Below are 18,616 nucleotides of genomic sequence, written 5' to 3'. Positions count from 1 at the left end.
TATTAAAAAATTACATTTGCCTTCATCATAGCTAAGTACTTAACAGTAAGCAATGCGATTTCAGCAAAATTCAAAAAAACTCCTTAAAAAGGAATCATTCCATTTTTAAGGAGTTTTTTGTCGATTTATGAATGGGCTTCTAATAAGCTGTCTTTTTGTTGCCGTTGTGCAATAATGGTTGGCAGCATCATACCAGCAATAACGAGAATAATCCCTACGATTTGTACAGCGGTTAAAGGTTCATGCAGAACAATAACCGAAACTGTAACGGCAACTGGTAATTCGATGGCACTTAAAATGGAAGCTAGCGCGCCACCGACTTTAGGAATAGCGATTGAAAATAAGTAAATTGGTAAAATGATACCGAAAAGACCTAGTGCTAGTCCAAATTTCCATAAGCCTTGCATGAATAATTGGCCATTCCAAATAACCTCAGGGCTAAGGAAAATACTAATCATAATAAGGGCTACGAAGGAAACGATTAATACCCGAGAAGTCGTAGTAACTCCCTCGACAGGCCGCGAATTGAATTGAATGAAGCAAGCAAAGGTAAAGGCTGCTGCAAAGCCAAATAGCCACCCTTGGATAGGGATGCCACTTAAATCTACATTTAATACACCAGCAGCTAAAATAGTTCCTGCAAATAAGATAATGATCGAAATTACTTCAGGACGACTGGGTAATCTTTTGTGTAGGGCACAATCAATTAGCAGACCAATCCATGTAAATTGGAATAGCATGACTACCGCAAGAGAAGCGGGTAGATATTTTAAAGATTCTCCATACACTATTCCTGTCGTCCCAGTAAAAATTCCAGCACAAATTAAAATAAGTAAGCCCTTTTTGGATGGACTCGGTAATTTTCTGTCTGTAAAAATAAAAATGGCTACAACGAGTAAAAAGCCGATTATATACTGACTTGATACTGCCTCTGATGTTGTAAAGCCATGCTGCATAGCTACTTTGACAATCGTTGACAATATACCGTAGCTACTAGAAGCAATGACAATCAAAAGAGGGTAAATAAAATTTGTTTTCATATATAAATATTTCACTTCCTAAAACTGTTTCACCATGTGATGGAATGGCTCATCGATTATGGACCATGGCTCTGTAATAACAAAGCCCAAACGCTCATAAAGTCGGCGAGCATCTTCTTTTTGGGTTTCAACATTTAATGATAATTTTGTATAGCCGCGCTGCTTTGTTAGCTCTTCGGCAAATTGTAATAGCAATGTTCCAATTCCTTTACCTCGTGCTTCTGGTGCTACGCAAACAGTATCGATATATGCCTCATCTTCATGTGCTTCTTGATCAATGACAATGGATGTAGCGTTTTTTGCTTCTAGCCATTTAACAAGGTTAGCATCCATGTGAACGGCTTGTGCACCGTGATAATAAACGAGAATCCCTAATATTTGCTCTCCTTCAGTAGCGACAAAGGTATTTAAATAAGAATGTCGATTGTCGTCACGTTGAAAAAGAATTGTCAGTTCTTGTATAACAGCTTCAGCTGATTTCTCGCCAGTTAAGCGATTAGCAATTTCACCAATTGCATCGATAATAAGAGGCACAACGGCATGGGCATCATGTGGTTGCGCTTGTCGAATTGTAATACTCATCTTGATAATCCCTACCTTTCTATAGGCAAGTATAACAAAGATAGAGATTGACTCAAATTTTATAGCCCACTAACAAAAGTAAAACCCATTAGCTTAATCCAGCAGGTGTTCAACAAAACACTAAATTAAAACAATGGCTCTAGCTGATATCAAAGATTTTGAAAAGAGGCTTGTATGATGCAGATCAGTCAACCGTTGTCACAGGATAGACAGACAGTTATAGATTCACTTCTACTCGTCAGCTCGAAAATATTTGGACGCAATGACGCCCCGGCGTCATTGATAGAATGACAATTTTCGTGTTAATCTATAATGACTAGACATTTTGGAGGACAATCATGACAAAGCAAGAGAAGGATTTTATATTAGTCTATGGAGATGCTTTTATTGACTATATTGCTGATGATGTAACAAACACATCATTTACTAAATATATGGGTGGTGCAACGGTAAATGTTGCAGCTGGTATTAGCCGAATTGGGGCACCGTCGGCATTAATTACTATTACAGGGGATGACGAAGGCTCTCAATTTGTGCGAGATGGGCTTGCCCAAGAGGGTGTACAACTGGATTATGCCGTATTTAATCCAGCAAAGCGAGTAAGTGGCGTATATGTGCATCTTACAGAAGCGTGTGAGCGGATTTTTAAAGATTATGTTGATGAAACACCCGATTTACAAGTGGAACCATCACAGCTAAATGAAGCAGCTTTTAAACATGCTTCGGCTTTAACAGTATGTTCAGGTACTATGTTCCATCCAACAGCACTTGCCACAACGCGAGCAGCTGTAGAAATGGCAAAGGATAAGGGTGCAATTATTGCAATGGATGCCAATATTCGACCGCTACGTTGGAGCAGTGAGGAAATTTGTCGAGAGACGATTACATCATTTTTTGAGGATGTTGATATTTTAAAGGTTACGGATGATGAATTATTCTTTCTGACAGAGACAACTACCTTAGAAGAGGGCATTGCACATCTCAATAGCTATTTAGTGCCTATTATCTTAATCACAGTAGGAGAAAATGGTACTTATGCTGTACTTAATGGTGAGGTTCTCCATGTGCCGACGGAGAAGGTAGTACCTGTAGATACGACAGGTGCGGGCGATGCATTTATGGCAGGCGTACTATGTGATGTCCATTATAATGGCTTACCTACAACGCAAGAAGAACTCGTGCGCTGTACAAGCTTCGGCAATAAATTAGGAGCTTTTGCTGCCACAAAAGCAGGTGCATTAACTGCCCTACCATATTATGAGGACATTAAGCATTTACTAAAATAAACATGTGGGATGTGGAGAATATGGAAAAGAACTACGATGCTTTAGTAGAAGATCGACTATTCTTTGGTGGTGCAAAAGACGCTGAGACTGCATTTGCACAAGAATCCGTAAATATTGTGATAGATGTTCGTGTTCAAGGGCTTTCCACACAAGAGCAGCAAACAGTTCCTTATTCTTATAAACATTTGCCAATTGCAGATGAAGAGATTGAGGTAGCATCATCTATTCAACAAGTAGCGAAAGAAATTGCATCAGCCTTCGAGGACGGGCAAAAAGTATATATTCACTGTGGAAGTGGTGGCGGACGTGCAGGTGTTGCCGCCGCAGCCGCATTAATGGAGCTGGGAATGGTTAATTCATTAGAGGAAGCAGAAGCAGCAGTTAAAAAAGCTCGTCCACAAGTATCCATTCGCCCAAAAATGGAAGATGCATTGCAACAACTATATAAATAAAAAAGATGTACCTATTAGGGTGCATCTTTTTTATTAAATTTTATTTTGTTCTATACATATTAGAACAAATTTGTTATAGTTAATATATAACAAATGATGAGGTGATCTGTATGATGGAGGAATTAGCAAAGGTTCCATGGGCGGTTATCGCACCGCTCATCATCGTTCAAATTATATTAATGATCGTAGCGCTTATTGATCTGCGTAAAATCCATGCCACAAATGGTCCTAAAATTTTATGGGTATTTATCATTCTATTTGCCAATCTATTAGGGTCCATTGCGTACTTTATAGTAGGGAGAAAGCAGTCATGACAACATTACTTCAAGTTACAGGCTTGACCAAGCAATTTGCAGAGCACACAGTTGTAGATAATATTCATTTCGTGTTAGAAGAAAAGACTTCAACAGCTTTAATTGGACCAAATGGAGCTGGCAAGACAACAACTTTATCTATGTTAACAGGGCTCTTAAAACCGACTGCTGGAAGTGTAAGGATGTTAAATGGAGATTTACGTGCGAATATAGGGTTTTTACCTCAGTATCCGCAGTTTCATCCTTGGCTAAGTGCATTAGAGTTTACAGAAATGGCTGCTAGGTTGAATGGTGTAGCAGCCAAAAAAGCTAAATTAGAAGCACAAAAAACATTAGAGTTCGTAGGGTTGGGGGATGCGCTACATAAAAAAATAGCCACTTTTTCTGGGGGAATGAAGCAACGTCTTGGTATTTCCCAGGCAATTGTGCATAAGCCTAAATTACTGCTATTAGATGAACCAGTTTCAGCGTTAGATCCCGTTGGACGCAGAGAAGTGCTCGATTTATTAAAAGGTTTACAACAAGAGACAACCATTTTATATTCAACGCATATTTTAAATGATGCGGAAGAAATGACAGACCAGCTATTATTTTTGCAAAATGGAAAACTAGTGGAACAGGGTACATTACGTGAGGTACGGCAACGTTTTGATGAGCAAAACTATGTAATTGAATTTGGCAGTGAAGAAGAGGCGAAGCTTTTTGCGGATCCATCCTATACTATAATCGGTTGTTATGTGTATATTGAGGTTGTGAATGAGGAGCCAACGATGAAGGAGCTGCTACAACGTTTAAGTGCATGTCCTTATACCATCCGAAAAGTGGAGCGACAAACAGCATCTCTGGAAGAAATTTTCATGAAGGTGGCGAAAAAAGCATGAGTGGATTCAAAGTACTTCTGCAAAAGGAATATAGAGAAGCATGGCGGAGCTGGAAATTTTTATGGATACCTCTCGTGTTTGCTTTGCTTGGAATGAGTGATCCACTAACAAACTATTATATGATGGATATATTAAATGCTGTTGGGAATGTACCTGAGGGCTTTGAAATGCTAATGCCAGAATTAGTGCCAGTTGATTTACTCCAAGCTTCTATTGGACAGTTTCAAACAATAGGCTTACTGGTGATGATGGCTTCATTTGTAGGGGCTATTAGTAAAGAACGAGCAAGTGGCATGGCTACCCTCTTATATGCACGGCCCATTTCATATGGCGCCTACTTTATGAGTAAGTTTATTGTTATAGGCACAGTTTGTTTTGTAAGTATTTTAGCTGGCTTTGCTGCAAGTGTATATTACACAAGCATATTATATGGAACTTTGGACATTGGAGCACTACTAATTAGTTTTTGTACGTACTATATTTGGCTGTTATTTGTAATAGCTGTCTCATTACTGATGAGTGCTAGTTTTAAAACGGTTATAGCTACTACATGTGCATTTACGGTGATCTTTGTAGGGCAAATCGTAGATATGATAGTGGGAATCTTTTGGACAATATCTCCTTGGAAACTAGCGAGCTATGGAATTTTGCTAGTACGAGGAGCAATGGACATGTCAGACTATTGGTGGAGCCTAATAATCACTGTGGCATTAACAATTATCTGTATTAGCATTGGGATCGCGATGATGAAAAGAAATGCGTCTATGGCAAAAATCTAAAAAAGATAAAACGGTAAAAACCAGTTTGCGATGAGTTTTTACCGTTTTTTATTTTTAAATCATCCCACGATTTATAAGCAGTATCAGCCCGACAAAAAACATAATCCAAGAAAGAGCAGAACTTATACTTTGATCAAAAAGTGTTTGAATTTTTCTTAAGGGTTGATTCATAAATCCACAGAATAAAAGATGTAAAACAAGTAGAATGATTCCTTGTGTAACCACTAAGTTAATGAGATCTATTTCGGCAGCTACAAAAATTTGCTGTCGGAAAGCTTGCTTTTTATCTTGTTATGGATTCGAAAGCTGGATGAATTTCTGGATAAGGGACTCTGTTAGCCCTCCCTCAATAGCCGAAGCGTTCTTTAATCCAAGTATGGCACTCTCCATCTGTTGTCATTTCTTTTGTTCCTCCGCTATAAAAGTTAACTTGTTTGCCACGCCCATGAATTATTTAGTAGAGTTTGAATTTCTTTTAATTTGAATCCTCATGCCTTTAAAAATACGATTTGTAGGGGCATTTTCACCGTAAATCCTCTGTCCATCCTCCGCCTTTACTGTTGGAAGTAACAGTTCAATCTCCTCATAATGTGCGAACAGTAAGCCAGTTTGCTTGGAAACATGGTGAATCGTCAGCAAAATAACTAATACCCCTCTCTGTTACAGCTAGTATATAAAATAACATTACGTCACTTTCAAGGGGGAATTGTTAATTCATTTCTATATTTAAAAACTACATTCTTGGAATCTCTATAACTTAGGAATATAATGGGTGTGTAACTCGAAATTTGTCAAATAACTCGGAAAATATATAGATGAATAGAGAAAGAAGGTACAAGAAAAGTGGGGACTGAAAACTCCGATCGTTTCCTGACAGCGTTTAATCGAATAGATCATAGATTACGAGATATTGTAGGAGCCAAGGATTTTATGGCTTTTTATAGACTGATTGATCAAGCAAAGAAAAAGGATGTCTTGGTGAAGAAATATGAGGATGATTTACGCTCATATGCCGACTTACGTAATGCTATTGTGCATCACCGTACTTCCTTACATTATGTCATTGCAGAACCACATACCGATGTTGTAGAAAGAATTGAATACATAGATGCTACCCTTGCTAAGCCAACGCTTGTGGGACAAATGTTCCGTAAAAGAGTACTGGTTTTTCAGGAAAACGATTCATTGAAACATGTACTAAAAGTGATACGCCAACGCAAATTTACGCAGTTCCCAGTTTATTATAATAAGCAATTTAAAGGGCTTATCACGACAGTAGGAATTACCAATTGGCTTGCTTCAAAAATGGGTGGTGACCATCTACCAAAAAGGATTCCTACGTTGCATGATATTTTAATGCATGAGAAAAATAGAGTAAATTACAAATTTGTCAGCAGATCTTTAACGATCTATGAGGCTGAGGAGATTTTTAAACAAGGGGTCGAAAGGGGAAGGCGCTTCGAGGCCTTACTAATAACAGAGCATGGCGAACCACATCAAAAATTACTAGGTATCATTACACCATTAGATATAGTAAAGATCGACTAACAAAGAGACGAGACAAACAATTACGGGCTTGAATGTCTCGATTTGTCTTTTAGGCTAATGTATAAGGATCCATTTGTTTGGACTTGAGCAAAATAAACTTCTTCTACTGATTGCACATTTTGTTTTTTCAATTTTTTCAATACCCAATCTTCTGTTAGCTCAAGCTCAACTATATTTTCTGTAATAAGTTGACCATCCGAAATGACTTCCGTAGGCAGATAAGTAGGTGGTGATACATCCGCTTTCACATCTTGCTTCGTAGCCACTTGCTCAGAAGTTTTTTGTAAAACACTGAGTTTACCATTTGTTTCTAACATAGCATATTCAACATCCTGTACAGAGAAAATGGCTTGTTCACGTAGCATCATTGTTAGCTCATCTAAATGAAGACGATTTTTTTGTAGAGCTGATTCTAATATAAGCCCCTTTTGAATAACGATGGTAGGTTTATCATCGATGAGAACACGAGCCTTTTTAGATTTAATGGTAATGACGGTCATCAAATAAGTTAAAGCACTCCACCAAACGAGGGATATCATACCATCTAAAAAAGGTGTTTCTTCCTGTGAGGCTATTTCTGAAGCAATCGAACCAAATGTAATACCTGTAATATAGTGGAAGAATGTTAACTGGCCCAATTGTTTTTTCCCAAGTATACGTGCCAGAATGAGTAATGCAAAAAACGAAAGTGTTGTTCGAAGAATCATTTCCCAAAAGTGAGCATGAATAAAGCTTTCCATGCATATATCAACTCCTTTTACAGCTGTCGAACTATAGCTTGTGCAAAATGGTCGATAGTATGCGACAATCCTGTATAAACAAAATATGAGCGAGGTGGCAACATGAATAAACAATTAAATTTAACAAATCCAATCTATCCAATTATGGTTGCAATCGGTGTTGCTCACCTTATCAATGATACGATGCAAGCTGTTATCCCAGCGATGTTTCCGATATTTAAGAGTGAATTAGGTTTGACCTTTACACAAATTGGTATGATTTCTTTTGTTTTAAACATATTTGCTTCTGCATTACAGCCTGCTGTAGGCTTTATCAGTGATAAAAAACCAATGCCCTATGCTTTACCAATAGGTATGATTAGTTCTTTTATAGGTATCGCCATTATCGCGTTTACAACACAGTATTGGATTATTATTATTGCGGTATTATTTATCGGCTTTGGTTCAGCTATATTTCACCCTGAGGGATCGCGAGTTTCATTTATGGCAGCTGGTTCTAAAAGAGGACTTGCTCAGTCTATCTATCAAGTAGGAGGAAATTCAGGACAAGCTCTTGCACCGTTAATTAGTGCGTACATCTTTGATATTTTCGGGCAGCGTGGTGCTGCAATCGTATTAGTCGTTGCAACGTTCGGTATCATTTTATTGAGTAAAATAGCTACATGGTATAAAAAACAATTGGAGCAAGAGCGTATAGCGAAGAAAAAACGTGTACTAATCTCAACATTGCCTCCTTTAACAAAGAAACAAGTAGGAATTGCGTTAACATTATTATTTACAATTATTTTTGCACGATCATTTTATACAACAAATATAACAAGCTTTTATGTGTTTTATTTGATGGATCACTATGATGTCAGCCTGCGACTAGGACAAATATTAATATTCACCTTCATGGCATTCGGGGTAGTAGGTACATTTTTCGGAGGCTCTTTATCAGATCGTATTGGTAGAAAGAATGTCATTATTCTTTCTGTGGTAGTGCCAATGCCATTTTGTTTAGCATTGCCCTATGTACCATTATGGGCCGCTATGATATTTTTAGTCATTATCGGTACATTGATCATGATTAGCTTCTCCGTAACGGTAGTCTATGCTCAAGAGCTAGTACCAACAAAAATTGGTACAATGGCTGGCTTAACAACGGGCTTTGCCTTTGGTATGGGAGCAATAGGTGCGATGGTTATCGGCATTTTAATGGATCATAAAGGGATTGATTTTACTATGATGGTCGTTTCCTTATTACCGTTATTATTGTTGATTGCCTTCTTTTTACCGAAGGATAAACCAGCATCCACTGCAGTTTAAAAAACGCGTCCTCTTTATGAGGTACGCGTCTTTTTATTGTCTTAATGGAGCTAAAAATTCTGCTGGCAACTTCTCTTGATCGATCACGTAGCCCTCTGAAATATGAACTTCATGCATTTTATCATTGTAAGTAAATTTAAAGATGCCATTGTCAAAGTCCGTGCCAATTTCCTTGAAAAATATACCTTCGATGGATACATATTTAGGGCAAGTAAATGCTACTTTAAAGTGATCCTGCTCTTTAATTAAGTAAGCACGTACTCCTTTTTCATATGTTTCATTTGCATCATCGTCTGTTGGACGTTGAACAGCCACAATATGAAAGTCTACAAAAGGAACTTCTTTTAACAGTACGTTTAGGAAAGAACCTTTAGTGATTTCCTCCCAACGACTTTGTGCGCTTTGCCCTACGATAATTTGTGAAATACCATAACTCTTTGCGACTTCTGCAATAACTTTTTGAATGGGGCGTTTTTCATTATCTTGCAAAATGAATTTTTCAACCTCAAGTTCATCTGATAGCTTCTTCCATTGCTCTATATAACTAGATTTTTCTGCGTCAAATGCATCAAGGGGTTGCGAATCGACTGAAAGAATATAGAGTGGACAATCTAGCATTGTGGCCATCTTATGACCACGACGTATTAAACGTTCGCCATTTAAGCCGTAGTAAACACAAACTAATATACTTTCATCCAAACGCCCTTTTACATGCTTCATAAAAAATGTACACCTCTTATCTGTTGGTATTTTGTTAATTTCACTGTTGTATCGAAAAAATTATCCTAAAACAGCTAAAATTGATGCTGTTACAGTGCATTATGCTCATTTATATTGTATACTTAAAAACGTATAAAAGTTAACGGAAATATATTGGAAAACCCTTGAAGGATTAAGCTTAAATCAATAATTTAAAATTATTTAATTTATGCATTATGTGCATCTGAGCAAAATTGCTTTCATATGCCACACTATTATGCAGTGTGTTAAATAGATAGTCAAGTGTCTTCATTGTACTGATATAACCTAAGTTACAACTGTATAAATTATCTGATTTTCCACAAGTTATTTAGGCTTGCATCGGGTTAGAAGTGACTAAATAACTAACATAACCATTTTTGATAAACGACAAGGCACTTTTTCACACCCCACCACATTCCATTTAAAAAATTTCAAGAATAGATCTGATATGTTACTTAGCTTGAACAAATTTCTAGAGTCTTAGCACTTACCATTCCAATCACCACAAAAATTTGCTAGATGATTTTGATAGTAGGAGGTTTTCATTTGGTTACTGTTCTCATCGCAATACTTTTGCCAATTGTTTGTGCTGCACTAATCCCATTGCTTTATAGGCGACTAAGGCGTGTCACACATCTTGGCTGGTTTGTTTTATCTGTTCCACTTATCTTGTTTCTTTTACTCGCGCGCTATATTCCTCAACTTGCCGAGGGTAAAACATTTATCCATACATATGAGTGGATTCCCTCTTTTAATATAAATTTCACAACTTACCTTGATGGACTCAGTATGATTTTTGGTTTACTGATTACAGGAGTAGGTAGTTTAGTCATTTTATATTCTATTTTTTATTTATCAACGAAAGAATCTCTTCATCATTTTTACTGCTATTTATTACTATTCATGGGCGCTATGCTTGGCGTTGTTTTTTCAGATAACCTAATGGTATTATACACATTTTGGGAACTAACAAGTGTGTCATCATTCCTATTAATTGCTTTTTGGCACCATAGAAAAGCATCTCGCGCAGGAGCTAAAAAGGCGATGATGATTACAGTCTTTGGTGGTCTATCGATGCTTGCAGGCTTCTTAATGCTTTACGTGGCCTCTCAAACATTTAGTATTCGTGAAATTGTAGCTAATGTAGAAGTAATACGTGATCATTCTCTGTTTACGCCAGCGCTAATTTTAATTTTACTAGGAGCTTTTACAAAGTCTGCTCAATTTCCATTCCATATTTGGTTACCAGATGCTATGGAAGCACCAACACCTGTTAGTGCTTACTTACACTCAGCGACAATGGTTAAGGCAGGAATTTATTTAGTTGCCCGTTTTTCACCAGTCTTTGGAGGAGAAGCCATTTGGTTCTGGCTAGTCAGTGTCGTTGGTCTAATTACACTATTCTGGGGTTCCTTTAATGCTGTTCGTCAAACGGATTTAAAAGCTTTATTAGCTTTTTCAACAGTGAGTCAGCTGGGCTTAATTATGAGTCTATTTGGTCTTGGATCTGTTGGTCATTATTATGGCTATGCAGAGAATTCTATTCTCTATACACAAGCAAGCTTTGCGGCGTTATTTCACCTTGTGAATCACTCGACATTTAAGGGAGCCTTATTCATGATGGTTGGAATTGTCGATCATGAAGTGGGAACTCGCGATATTCGCCGTTTAGGTGGCCTAATGTCTTTAATGCCTATAACATTTACAATCGCAGTTATCGGTAGCTTCTCGATGGCAGGATTACCGCCATTTAATGGTTTCTTAAGTAAGGAAATGTTTTTTGCTGCGGTATTGGCTATTCGAGATGTAGAGGCATTCTCAATTGCTGATGTAGGGCTGTTTTTCCCATTAGTAGCATGGGTGGCAAGTGTCTTTACATTTGTTTACAGTTTGATATTAATTAGCCGTACATTTTTGGGTAAACTACAGCCAGAGAAGATGGATAGAAAACCACATGAAGCTCCGTTTGGCATGTTAATTTCACCAATAATCTTATGCTTGTTGGTAATAGGTATCTTTTTCTTCCCAAATGTGCTAGGTCACTATATTTTAGAGCCTGCTATGGCAAGTATTTATCCTACATTCCCAACAACAAGTGAATTAACACCACATGTCCATGCGTGGCATGGCATCAATGCGGAATTAATAATGACGCTAGGTGTCATTATTATTGGGATAATCTTATTCAAAACATTAAAAAGCTGGAAGCCACTTTATCGCCTATTTTCACAAAAGTATACGTTTAATACGTATTACAATCGAATAATTGAGATGAGTGAAAGCGGCTCTAAGAAGCTCACTAGTAAATATATGACAGGTAATTTAACACATTATTTTGTCTATATATATGTATTTTTCGTTGCACTTATTGCTGGTTATTTTATTTGGTCAGACGCAATGACCTTTCATTTTGACATGGACTCTGCTGTTGAATACTATGAGCTAATTCTTGTATTTGTCATGATTTTTGCAGCTGTTTGGATGATTTTTGCAAAAGGTCGTGTGACAGCTATGTTGTTAAATGGTGTATTAGGTTATTCCATTGCCTTCTTCTTTGTCATTTTCCGTGCACCAGATCTAGCTTTAACACAATTGGTTGTTGAATCGGTAACAACGGCTTTATTCCTGTTGTGCTTTAAATATTTACCAGATCTAATGCCGGAAGCTCCTCGCAAAAGGATTCAATGGTCAAAAGCGATGATCTCCATTTTTGTTGGGGCAACCGTAACAATGGTTGGATTGGCAGTCGTACACTACGATCGCTTTGAACCAGTGTCCACTTACTTCAATGATTCCTATGAATTGGCTGGGGGTTCCAATATTGTCAATACAATTCTAGGGGATTTCCGTGCCTTTGATACGATGTTAGAGGTTGTTGTTCTTCTGATTGCTGGCTTAGGGGTCTATATGTTGACAAAGCTTAAGCCACGAAAGGAGGAAGCAGATCGTGAAAATTAATGATGTGATATTAAGGACGGTCACAAAGACAGTCGTGTTCATTATTTTAACACTTGGCGTGTATTTGTTCTTTGCTGGACATCACGCGCCAGGTGGTGGCTTTATAGGTGGCCTCGTGTTAGCTTCTGGCATTGTTTTATTATACTTAGCCTATGATATTGAGACTGTGCATAAAGGAATGCCATTTGACTTTAAAAAGGTTGCAGCATTAGGCGTATTGCTTGCAACTGGAACTGCAATAGGTTCGTTGTTTTTCGATGTGCCGTTTTTAACACAGGCCTATACGTATATTGATGTGCCGATATTTGGGAAAATGGGTTTTTCAACCGTAACCATTTTTGAAGCGGGTGTAGCTTTAACGGTGGTGGGTGTTGTCGTGACAATTATTTTAAGTATAAGTGAGGATGAGTAGCCAATGGAGTCTTTAATACTTGTTTTAGTAGGTATATTAGTAGCTGTTGCAACGTACTTAATCCTCTCGAAACAGTTATTGCGTGTTATATTAGGCACTGCTGTTTTATCACATGCTGCCCACTTACTGATTCTGACAATGGGAGGTCTTAAAAAAGGAGCTGTACCATTATTAGGGGAATCAGAGGGCCCTTATACAGATGCGTTACCACAAGCGTTAATTTTAACAGCTATTGTGATTAGCTTTGCTGTTACTGCATTTGTTTTAGTTTTAGGCTATCGTGCGTACAAGACAAATGGTTCAGGGAATTTTGATGAATTGAGAGGTACGCCGGATGAGTAATATAATTGTCTTACCATTAATTGTACCGGTAATTACAGCTATTTTACTGGTTTTTTTAAAAGAGCATGTGATGTTACAACGTATCATCAGCTTATTGACATTAAGCTTTATTGTTATTATTAGCATTATTTTATTGTTAGAGATTCAACATCAAGGTATATTGCGAATTGATTTTAGTGGCTGGGCTCCGCCATTTGGTATTTCATTTGTGGCAGATTCATTTGCAACATTATTAGTGTTAGTTGCTAATCTTGTGGCCGTTATTTGTATACTATATGCAATTTTTACGATGGAGTTAAGGTATGAAAAAATGTATTTTTATCCATTTACCTTACTCATGGTAGCGGGCGTTAACGGCTCATTTTTGACGGGCGATATTTTTAACTTATTTGTATGTTTTGAAGTAATGCTGCTTGCTTCCTATGCACTTATTAGCTTAGGTGGCGAGAAAATTCAACTGCGTGAAGCATTGAAATACGTGCTCATCAATATTGTGGCCTCTTGGATTTTCTTAGTGGCGTTAGCTTTCCTATATGGCACAGTGGGTACATTAAACATGGCCCATATATCTGTTCGTGTGATGGAGGCAGGGACTAATCCCCTTATTACAACAGTGGCGCTTATTTTCTTAATTGTCTTCAGCTTGAAGGCTGGACTTTTATTATTCTTCTGGTTGCCAGGCTCCTATAGTGTACCACCAACTGCTATTGCTGCTTTATTCGCTGCTTTATTAACAAAGGTAGGGATTTATGCACTTGTACGTACTTTTACATTGCTTTTCCCTAACAATACGGAAGTCACACACATGGCACTCGGCATAATGGCTGGAGTCACGATTATAGCAGGCTGTATCGGCGCTCTTTCAGGACGAGATGTCAGAACGATTGCCTCCTACAATGTGCTGATTGGTGTTGGCTTTATAGTAGCTGGTCTAGCGATTGGTACAGAATCAGCCTTGCAAGGCGTTGTCTACTATTTAATGCATGATATGGTAGCCAAGGCTATGCTGTTTTTAGCAATTGGTATGATGATTTATGTCACTGGGGAAACAGTAATAGATAAAATGAGTGGACTTATACGAAATTATCCTTTTTTTGGATGGTTATTCTTTGTAGCTATGTGTTCTTTAGCTGGTATACCGCCATTAAGCGGTTTTCTAGGAAAAGTTTTAATTGGACAAGGTGCGATAGAAGGTGGCAATTTTGTTCTATTAGGTCTAGGGTTTTTCTCTAGTTTAATTGTTTTGTATTCACTGCTACGAATATTTCTTTCTTCCTTTTTTGGAGAAACCATCATTAGTATAGAGGATGAAAAACCTTTACCAAAACGTATTCTGCTACCATTAACACTATTGGCTGCATGTACACTCGGTTTAGGTATTGGGGCTGAAAAATTGGCACCTTTTGTAACAGATGCAGCGGAAACACTTTATACACCATCTATTTATATTGATGCTGTTTTAGATGGTGATTTATGGCAAGGTGAGGTGAATAAATAATGGCGATGCAGTTTATCTTAAATTTATTTATCGCAACACTTTGGTTACTTTTACAGGATGAAGTGACACCACATTTTTCGACATTTTTAATGGGCTTTATTGTAGGTATGGGTATTTTATATGCGATGCATCGCTTTTATGGCACCCAATTTTATTTGCGACGTGTCTTTTCAATCTTAAAATTATTATGGCTGTTTAATTGGGAGCTATTTTTATCAAGTTATAGCGTTATAAGACAAATAACTACTCCAAGGCTTAACATTACACCTGGTATTTTCACGTATAAAACGGTACTTAAGGGCGATTGGGAGATTACAGCTCTTGCCTTACTGCTAACGTTAACACCTGGCTCTGTAGTGATGGAAGTATCAGAAGAGGGCGATGTCTTTTATATCCATGCCATGGACATTGAGCAGTCTAAGGATGCTGTCATACGCTCAATTGGGAAATTTGAACAAGCAATAATGGAGGTGACACGCTAATGATTACCAATGTTCTACTGCTAGCGCTTGCTTTTTTTAGTATTTCCATTGCGCTGTCGCTGTATAGAGTCATCCGTGGTCCATCAATGCCTGATCGAGCCATAGCTCTCGATACAATTGGTGTAAATCTTTTATCGGCCATTGCGATTGTTTCGATTATTTTAAAGACGAAGGCATATTTGGAGGCCATTCTTATTTTAGGTATTTTAGCGTTTATTGGTACAATTGCCTTTACCAAATATATTGAAAGAGGTGTGATTGTTGAACGTAAATCAAATGATTGAATGGGCGGCCGTCATCCTTATTTTGATAGGTTCAATAGTGAGCGTTATTAGCGCATTTGGCATGATTCGCTTACCAGATGTGTATACACGATCACATGCTGCTACGAAAAGCTCTACATTATCAGTGTTAACTTGTTTACTAGGTACGTTTATCTATTTTTGGGTGCATGATGGTTTTGTCAGTGTACGCCTCATTTTAGGTATTCTTTTCGTCTTTGTAACAGCACCAGTTGCTGGACATTTAATCTGCCGCGCAGCTTATCGTTCGCATGTTCCATTAGCAGAAGGCTCTGGAGAGGACGAGCTAAAGACAAAGTTGTTTCCTGAGGAAAAATAAATTGGAGGACCTCCATTACATTGGGGGTCTTTTTTTATTTATTTTTAATTCATTATTTATGGGATAATTGTTGTGCTTTCGGAAAATAGTATAGTAAAGAGCAATTGAAATATAAATAAATTGACTTATCTGAAAATTATGTATATAATAATTCGCTAAAATATTTTTAGTTTATCTTGATTATTATTTCAAAAGAGTATATCTTAATTAGCAGATAGATTTTTTATTCTTAAGTATGAATAAATATCCAATCAACTATTTTCGAGAAATGAATTCTCATACACAATAAATTATAAATAAAAGGAGATCAATGATTATGAAGAACAAGTTATTCATGGTAATGCTTGTACTTGTTATAGGTGTACTTGCAGCATGCGGCACTAAAGATAATAATGCAAGCGATACAGGATCTAATACTGATACAGGGAACAAGCAAGTATTAAAGGTTGGTACTTCAGCTGACTATGCTCCATTTGAATATGTTGATGCAGCTAAAGGTGAAGAAATTATTGGATTTGATATTGATTTAATCAAATTAGTTGGAGAAAAAATAGGCGTTGACATGCAAGTGCAAGATATGGACTTCAACAGTTTAGTACCAGCATTACAAGCAGGGAAAATTGATGTAGTTATTTCGGGTATGACACCAAACCCAGATCGTGAAAAAGTGGTTGATTTCTCTGATCAATACAATGAAACAGAGCAAGTAATCATTGTTAAAAAGGATAGCGGCATTAAAAAAGAAGCTGACTTGGCTGGAAAAAAGATTGGTGTACAAACAGCATCTATTCAAGAAAATTTAGGTAATGATATTGCAAAAAAAGTAGATGTAGCAGTAGAAGGACGTACACGTATCCCTGAGATTATTCAAGATATGATGTCTAAACGCTTAGACGCAGGTATTTTAGAGGGTGGCGTTGCGAAAGGTTATTTAAAAACAAATGACCAATTAGAAGCCTTTCCTGTAGAAGAACAACCGGAAGATTTCAAAGCGATCGCAGTTCCAAAGGGCAGCGATTTGAAAGATAAAATTAACAAAGCACTAAAAGAATTAGCAGAAGAAGGAAAAATTCAAGAGTTAGAAGAAAAATGGTTAGAAAAAGTTGAATAATTAAAGCGTGCGATAGCTCTTATTTGGGCTATCGCTTGTGCTTTTCTTCTCCCCTATAGAGGGGAGAGTTTTCTATGCTCGACGTTTCACCTTCTGTACAAAAAACAATAGCTGTATCAAGATGAAAAAGAAAGGAGGGAGCGCTGTGAATTTAGATTTTACGGCGATTGTTCCCTCTATTCCTTATATTTTAAAAGGGATAGGTGTTACACTTCAAATTGCAATCGGTGCATCCATCATCGGTTTTATCGTAGGTATACTACTGGCATTATGTAAAATTGGTAAGGTCAATGTTTTACGTTGGTTTGCTGATTTCTATACGTCGATTTTCCGTGGTACACCACTTGTATTACAATTATTGATTATTTATTATGCAGTACCACAATTACTGGATATTCAAATTGAACCAATTCCTACAGCGATTATTGCATTTGGTTTAAACTCTGGTGCTTATATTTCAGAAATTATCCGTGCTGGTATTAATGCAGTGGATAAAGGGCAAATGGAAGCGGCACAAGCACTTGGTATTCCATATGCAAAAATGATGAAGGATATTATTATTCCACAAGCAGTAAAAAATATTTTACCATCTTTAGTTAATGAATTTATTACATTAAATAAAGAAACAGCCGTTGTGACGGTAATCAGTGCATTAGATATTATGCGTCGTGCCTATATTGTAGGAGGTTCAACATACCGTTATCTTGAGCCATTACTTTTTGCGGGAGTAATTTATTACCTTATGACGCTTGTTTTAACGTTCCTTGGTAAACGAATCGAGAAAGGAATGAGAAAAAGTGATTAAAATTGAAGATTTACACAAATCATATGGGCAAAATGAAGTACTAAAGGGTATTTCTACAGAAATCAAAGAACAAGAAGTAATCGCCATTATTGGACCATCAGGATCTGGTAAATCGACATTCCTTCGTTGCTTAAACTTATTAGAAATCCCCACGAGTGGAAAGGTAACAATTGCAGGGGATGTCCTTACGGATAAAGGGACAAATATTATGAAAATACGTGCAGAAGTAGGAATGGTATTTCAGCATTTCCATCTCTTCCCTCATAAAACAGTACTAGAAAATTTAACATATGCCCCAATCAATGTGAAGGGGTTAGATAAAACAGCTGCTATCAACAAAGCAGAAGAACTACTGAAGAAAGTAGGACTGTTTGAGAAGCGCCAGGAATATCCAAACCGATTATCTGGGGGACAAAAGCAACGTGTTGCCATTGCGCGAGCACTTGCGATGGACCCTAAAGTTATATTATTCGATGAGCCTACATCAGCACTTGATCCTGAAATGGTAAAAGAGGTATTAGCAGTTATGAAAAGCCTCGCAGATTCAGGTATGACCATGTTGATTGTGACACATGAGATGGGCTTTGCTCGTGAGGTTGCTGATCGTATTCTTTTCCTTGATGGTGGTAAGCTCATTGAGGATGCTCCACCAGAATTGTTTTTTACAGCACCGTCAACACAGCGTGCAAAGGATTTTTTGGAAAAAGTTTTATAAA

General features: G+C 37.4%; 22 protein-coding genes. 17 read left to right on the top strand and 5 right to left on the bottom strand.

Going from position 1 to position 18,616, the window contains the following annotated elements; translation table 11 throughout:
- Window positions 1-125: 125 nt before the first annotated feature.
- Entirely contained in the window at window positions 126-1,040 is a 915-nt protein-coding gene (locus CRI88_RS19300) for an EamA family transporter (protein ID WP_036124953.1), read from the bottom strand.
- A gap of 18 nt (window positions 1,041-1,058) precedes the next feature.
- Window positions 1,059-1,622: a GNAT family N-acetyltransferase gene (locus tag CRI88_RS19295; RefSeq protein ID WP_036124951.1), complete on the bottom strand. Its 564-nt coding sequence runs from the start codon at window positions 1,620-1,622 to the stop codon at window positions 1,059-1,061.
- Window positions 1,623-1,960: 338 nt separating this feature from the next.
- On the opposite strand from CRI88_RS19295, the gene CRI88_RS19290 reads away from it, so the two are divergent.
- The 5 genes from CRI88_RS19290 to CRI88_RS19270 all read left to right on the top strand — a co-directional run bounded on the left by CRI88_RS19290 (window position 1,961) and on the right by CRI88_RS19270 (window position 5,334).
- Window positions 1,961-2,908, top strand: coding sequence for a carbohydrate kinase family protein (locus CRI88_RS19290; protein ID WP_058843771.1), 948 nt, complete (start codon window positions 1,961-1,963; stop codon window positions 2,906-2,908).
- A gap of 20 nt (window positions 2,909-2,928) precedes the next feature.
- Window positions 2,929-3,360 carry a protein-tyrosine phosphatase family protein gene (locus tag CRI88_RS19285; protein WP_058843787.1) on the top strand — a complete coding sequence of 144 codons (432 nt, stop codon included), beginning with the start codon at window positions 2,929-2,931 and terminating at the stop codon, window positions 3,358-3,360.
- Window positions 3,361-3,470: 110 nt separating this feature from the next.
- Window positions 3,471-3,674, top strand: coding sequence for a PLDc N-terminal domain-containing protein (locus tag CRI88_RS19280; protein ID WP_004233126.1), 204 nt, complete (start codon window positions 3,471-3,473; stop codon window positions 3,672-3,674).
- On the top strand, window positions 3,671-4,555 hold the full coding sequence (locus CRI88_RS19275; RefSeq protein ID WP_036125076.1) for an ABC transporter ATP-binding protein: 885 nt from the start codon (window positions 3,671-3,673) through the stop codon (window positions 4,553-4,555). The genes CRI88_RS19280 and CRI88_RS19275 overlap by 4 nt, the downstream gene beginning before the upstream one ends.
- Window positions 4,552-5,334: an ABC transporter permease gene (locus CRI88_RS19270; RefSeq protein WP_036125077.1), complete on the top strand. Its 783-nt coding sequence runs from the start codon at window positions 4,552-4,554 to the stop codon at window positions 5,332-5,334. Before CRI88_RS19275 ends, CRI88_RS19270 begins: the two co-directional genes overlap by 4 nt.
- A 450-nt stretch (window positions 5,335-5,784) precedes the next feature.
- Here the strand turns inward: CRI88_RS19270 and CRI88_RS23050 are convergent, their stop codons facing one another.
- Window positions 5,785-5,973, bottom strand: coding sequence for a MerR family transcriptional regulator (locus CRI88_RS23050; protein WP_058843770.1), 189 nt, complete (start codon window positions 5,971-5,973; stop codon window positions 5,785-5,787).
- Between the two features lie 204 nt (window positions 5,974-6,177).
- On the opposite strand from CRI88_RS23050, the gene CRI88_RS19255 reads away from it, so the two are divergent.
- Window positions 6,178-6,882 (top strand): CBS domain-containing protein, encoded by a 705-nt coding sequence (locus tag CRI88_RS19255; protein WP_036125082.1) that lies wholly within the window; start codon window positions 6,178-6,180, stop codon window positions 6,880-6,882.
- A 20-nt stretch (window positions 6,883-6,902) separates the two neighbouring features.
- Here CRI88_RS19255 and CRI88_RS19250 read toward each other — a convergent pair whose 3' ends face one another.
- Window positions 6,903-7,622, bottom strand: coding sequence for a DUF421 domain-containing protein (locus CRI88_RS19250; RefSeq protein ID WP_080717103.1), 720 nt, complete (start codon window positions 7,620-7,622; stop codon window positions 6,903-6,905).
- Between the two features lie 102 nt (window positions 7,623-7,724).
- On the opposite strand from CRI88_RS19250, the gene CRI88_RS19245 reads away from it, so the two are divergent.
- Window positions 7,725-8,930: an MFS transporter gene (locus tag CRI88_RS19245; RefSeq protein ID WP_036125084.1), complete on the top strand. Its 1,206-nt coding sequence runs from the start codon at window positions 7,725-7,727 to the stop codon at window positions 8,928-8,930.
- A 33-nt stretch (window positions 8,931-8,963) separates the two neighbouring features.
- Here CRI88_RS19245 and CRI88_RS19240 read toward each other — a convergent pair whose 3' ends face one another.
- On the bottom strand, window positions 8,964-9,650 hold the full coding sequence (locus CRI88_RS19240; protein WP_036125087.1) for an adenine nucleotide alpha hydrolase family protein: 687 nt from the start codon (window positions 9,648-9,650) through the stop codon (window positions 8,964-8,966).
- A 567-nt stretch (window positions 9,651-10,217) separates the two neighbouring features.
- Between CRI88_RS19240 and CRI88_RS19235 the strand changes: the two genes are divergently transcribed.
- The 10 genes from CRI88_RS19235 to CRI88_RS19190 all read left to right on the top strand — a co-directional run bounded on the left by CRI88_RS19235 (window position 10,218) and on the right by CRI88_RS19190 (window position 18,615).
- The gene (locus CRI88_RS19235; protein WP_180957825.1) at window positions 10,218-12,629 is read left to right on the top strand and encodes a Na+/H+ antiporter subunit A; all 2,412 of its coding nucleotides are present in this window, start codon (window positions 10,218-10,220) and stop codon (window positions 12,627-12,629) included.
- Window positions 12,619-13,041, top strand: a complete 423-nt coding sequence (locus CRI88_RS19230; protein WP_036125091.1) for a Na(+)/H(+) antiporter subunit B — start codon at window positions 12,619-12,621, stop codon at window positions 13,039-13,041. Before CRI88_RS19235 ends, CRI88_RS19230 begins: the two co-directional genes overlap by 11 nt.
- Window positions 13,042-13,044: 3 nt before the next feature.
- Window positions 13,045-13,383, top strand: a complete 339-nt coding sequence (locus CRI88_RS19225) for a Na(+)/H(+) antiporter subunit C (RefSeq protein ID WP_036125094.1) — start codon at window positions 13,045-13,047, stop codon at window positions 13,381-13,383.
- Complete coding sequence (locus tag CRI88_RS19220) at window positions 13,376-14,881, top strand: Na+/H+ antiporter subunit D (RefSeq protein WP_036125097.1); 1,506 nt, start codon at window positions 13,376-13,378, stop codon at window positions 14,879-14,881. Before CRI88_RS19225 ends, CRI88_RS19220 begins: the two co-directional genes overlap by 8 nt.
- Window positions 14,881-15,363 carry a Na+/H+ antiporter subunit E gene (locus CRI88_RS19215; RefSeq protein ID WP_036125100.1) on the top strand — a complete coding sequence of 161 codons (483 nt, stop codon included), beginning with the start codon at window positions 14,881-14,883 and terminating at the stop codon, window positions 15,361-15,363. Before CRI88_RS19220 ends, CRI88_RS19215 begins: the two co-directional genes overlap by 1 nt.
- The gene (locus CRI88_RS19210; protein ID WP_058843768.1) at window positions 15,363-15,647 is read left to right on the top strand and encodes a Na(+)/H(+) antiporter subunit F1; all 285 of its coding nucleotides are present in this window, start codon (window positions 15,363-15,365) and stop codon (window positions 15,645-15,647) included. Before CRI88_RS19215 ends, CRI88_RS19210 begins: the two co-directional genes overlap by 1 nt.
- Complete coding sequence (locus CRI88_RS19205) at window positions 15,625-15,984, top strand: Na+/H+ antiporter subunit G (RefSeq protein ID WP_036125106.1); 360 nt, start codon at window positions 15,625-15,627, stop codon at window positions 15,982-15,984. The genes CRI88_RS19210 and CRI88_RS19205 overlap by 23 nt, the downstream gene beginning before the upstream one ends.
- A gap of 316 nt (window positions 15,985-16,300) precedes the next feature.
- On the top strand, window positions 16,301-17,095 hold the full coding sequence (locus CRI88_RS19200) for a transporter substrate-binding domain-containing protein (RefSeq protein WP_036125757.1): 795 nt from the start codon (window positions 16,301-16,303) through the stop codon (window positions 17,093-17,095).
- A gap of 145 nt (window positions 17,096-17,240) precedes the next feature.
- Window positions 17,241-17,900: an amino acid ABC transporter permease gene (locus CRI88_RS19195; protein ID WP_036125759.1), complete on the top strand. Its 660-nt coding sequence runs from the start codon at window positions 17,241-17,243 to the stop codon at window positions 17,898-17,900.
- Window positions 17,893-18,615, top strand: coding sequence for an amino acid ABC transporter ATP-binding protein (locus tag CRI88_RS19190; RefSeq protein WP_036125761.1), 723 nt, complete (start codon window positions 17,893-17,895; stop codon window positions 18,613-18,615). The genes CRI88_RS19195 and CRI88_RS19190 overlap by 8 nt, the downstream gene beginning before the upstream one ends.
- Window position 18,616 lies beyond the last annotated feature (1 nt).

It is taken from the genome of Lysinibacillus fusiformis, from assembly GCF_002845985.1.
Classification (GTDB): Bacteria; Bacillota; Bacilli; order Bacillales_A; family Planococcaceae; genus Lysinibacillus; species Lysinibacillus fusiformis_D.
This window is presented reverse-complemented; position numbering and strand designations above follow the sequence as displayed.

Coding starts and splice junctions, on each gene's coding strand:
- CRI88_RS19300 (WP_036124953.1), bottom strand. CDS start 1,040: ATGAAAACAAATTTTATTTACCCTCTTTTGATTGTCATTGCTTCTAGT.
- CRI88_RS19295 (WP_036124951.1), bottom strand. CDS start 1,622: ATGAGTATTACAATTCGACAAGCGCAACCACATGATGCCCATGCCGTT.
- CRI88_RS19290 (WP_058843771.1), top strand. CDS start 1,961: ATGACAAAGCAAGAGAAGGATTTTATATTAGTCTATGGAGATGCTTTT.
- CRI88_RS19285 (WP_058843787.1), top strand. CDS start 2,929: ATGGAAAAGAACTACGATGCTTTAGTAGAAGATCGACTATTCTTTGGT.
- CRI88_RS19280 (WP_004233126.1), top strand. CDS start 3,471: ATGATGGAGGAATTAGCAAAGGTTCCATGGGCGGTTATCGCACCGCTC.
- CRI88_RS19275 (WP_036125076.1), top strand. CDS start 3,671: ATGACAACATTACTTCAAGTTACAGGCTTGACCAAGCAATTTGCAGAG.
- CRI88_RS19270 (WP_036125077.1), top strand. CDS start 4,552: ATGAGTGGATTCAAAGTACTTCTGCAAAAGGAATATAGAGAAGCATGG.
- CRI88_RS19250 (WP_080717103.1), bottom strand. CDS start 7,622: ATGGAAAGCTTTATTCATGCTCACTTTTGGGAAATGATTCTTCGAACA.
- CRI88_RS19245 (WP_036125084.1), top strand. CDS start 7,725: ATGAATAAACAATTAAATTTAACAAATCCAATCTATCCAATTATGGTT.
- CRI88_RS19240 (WP_036125087.1), bottom strand. CDS start 9,650: ATGAAGCATGTAAAAGGGCGTTTGGATGAAAGTATATTAGTTTGTGTT.
- CRI88_RS19225 (WP_036125094.1), top strand. CDS start 13,045: ATGGAGTCTTTAATACTTGTTTTAGTAGGTATATTAGTAGCTGTTGCA.
- CRI88_RS19220 (WP_036125097.1), top strand. CDS start 13,376: ATGAGTAATATAATTGTCTTACCATTAATTGTACCGGTAATTACAGCT.
- CRI88_RS19215 (WP_036125100.1), top strand. CDS start 14,881: ATGGCGATGCAGTTTATCTTAAATTTATTTATCGCAACACTTTGGTTA.
- CRI88_RS19210 (WP_058843768.1), top strand. CDS start 15,363: ATGATTACCAATGTTCTACTGCTAGCGCTTGCTTTTTTTAGTATTTCC.
- CRI88_RS19200 (WP_036125757.1), top strand. CDS start 16,301: ATGAAGAACAAGTTATTCATGGTAATGCTTGTACTTGTTATAGGTGTA.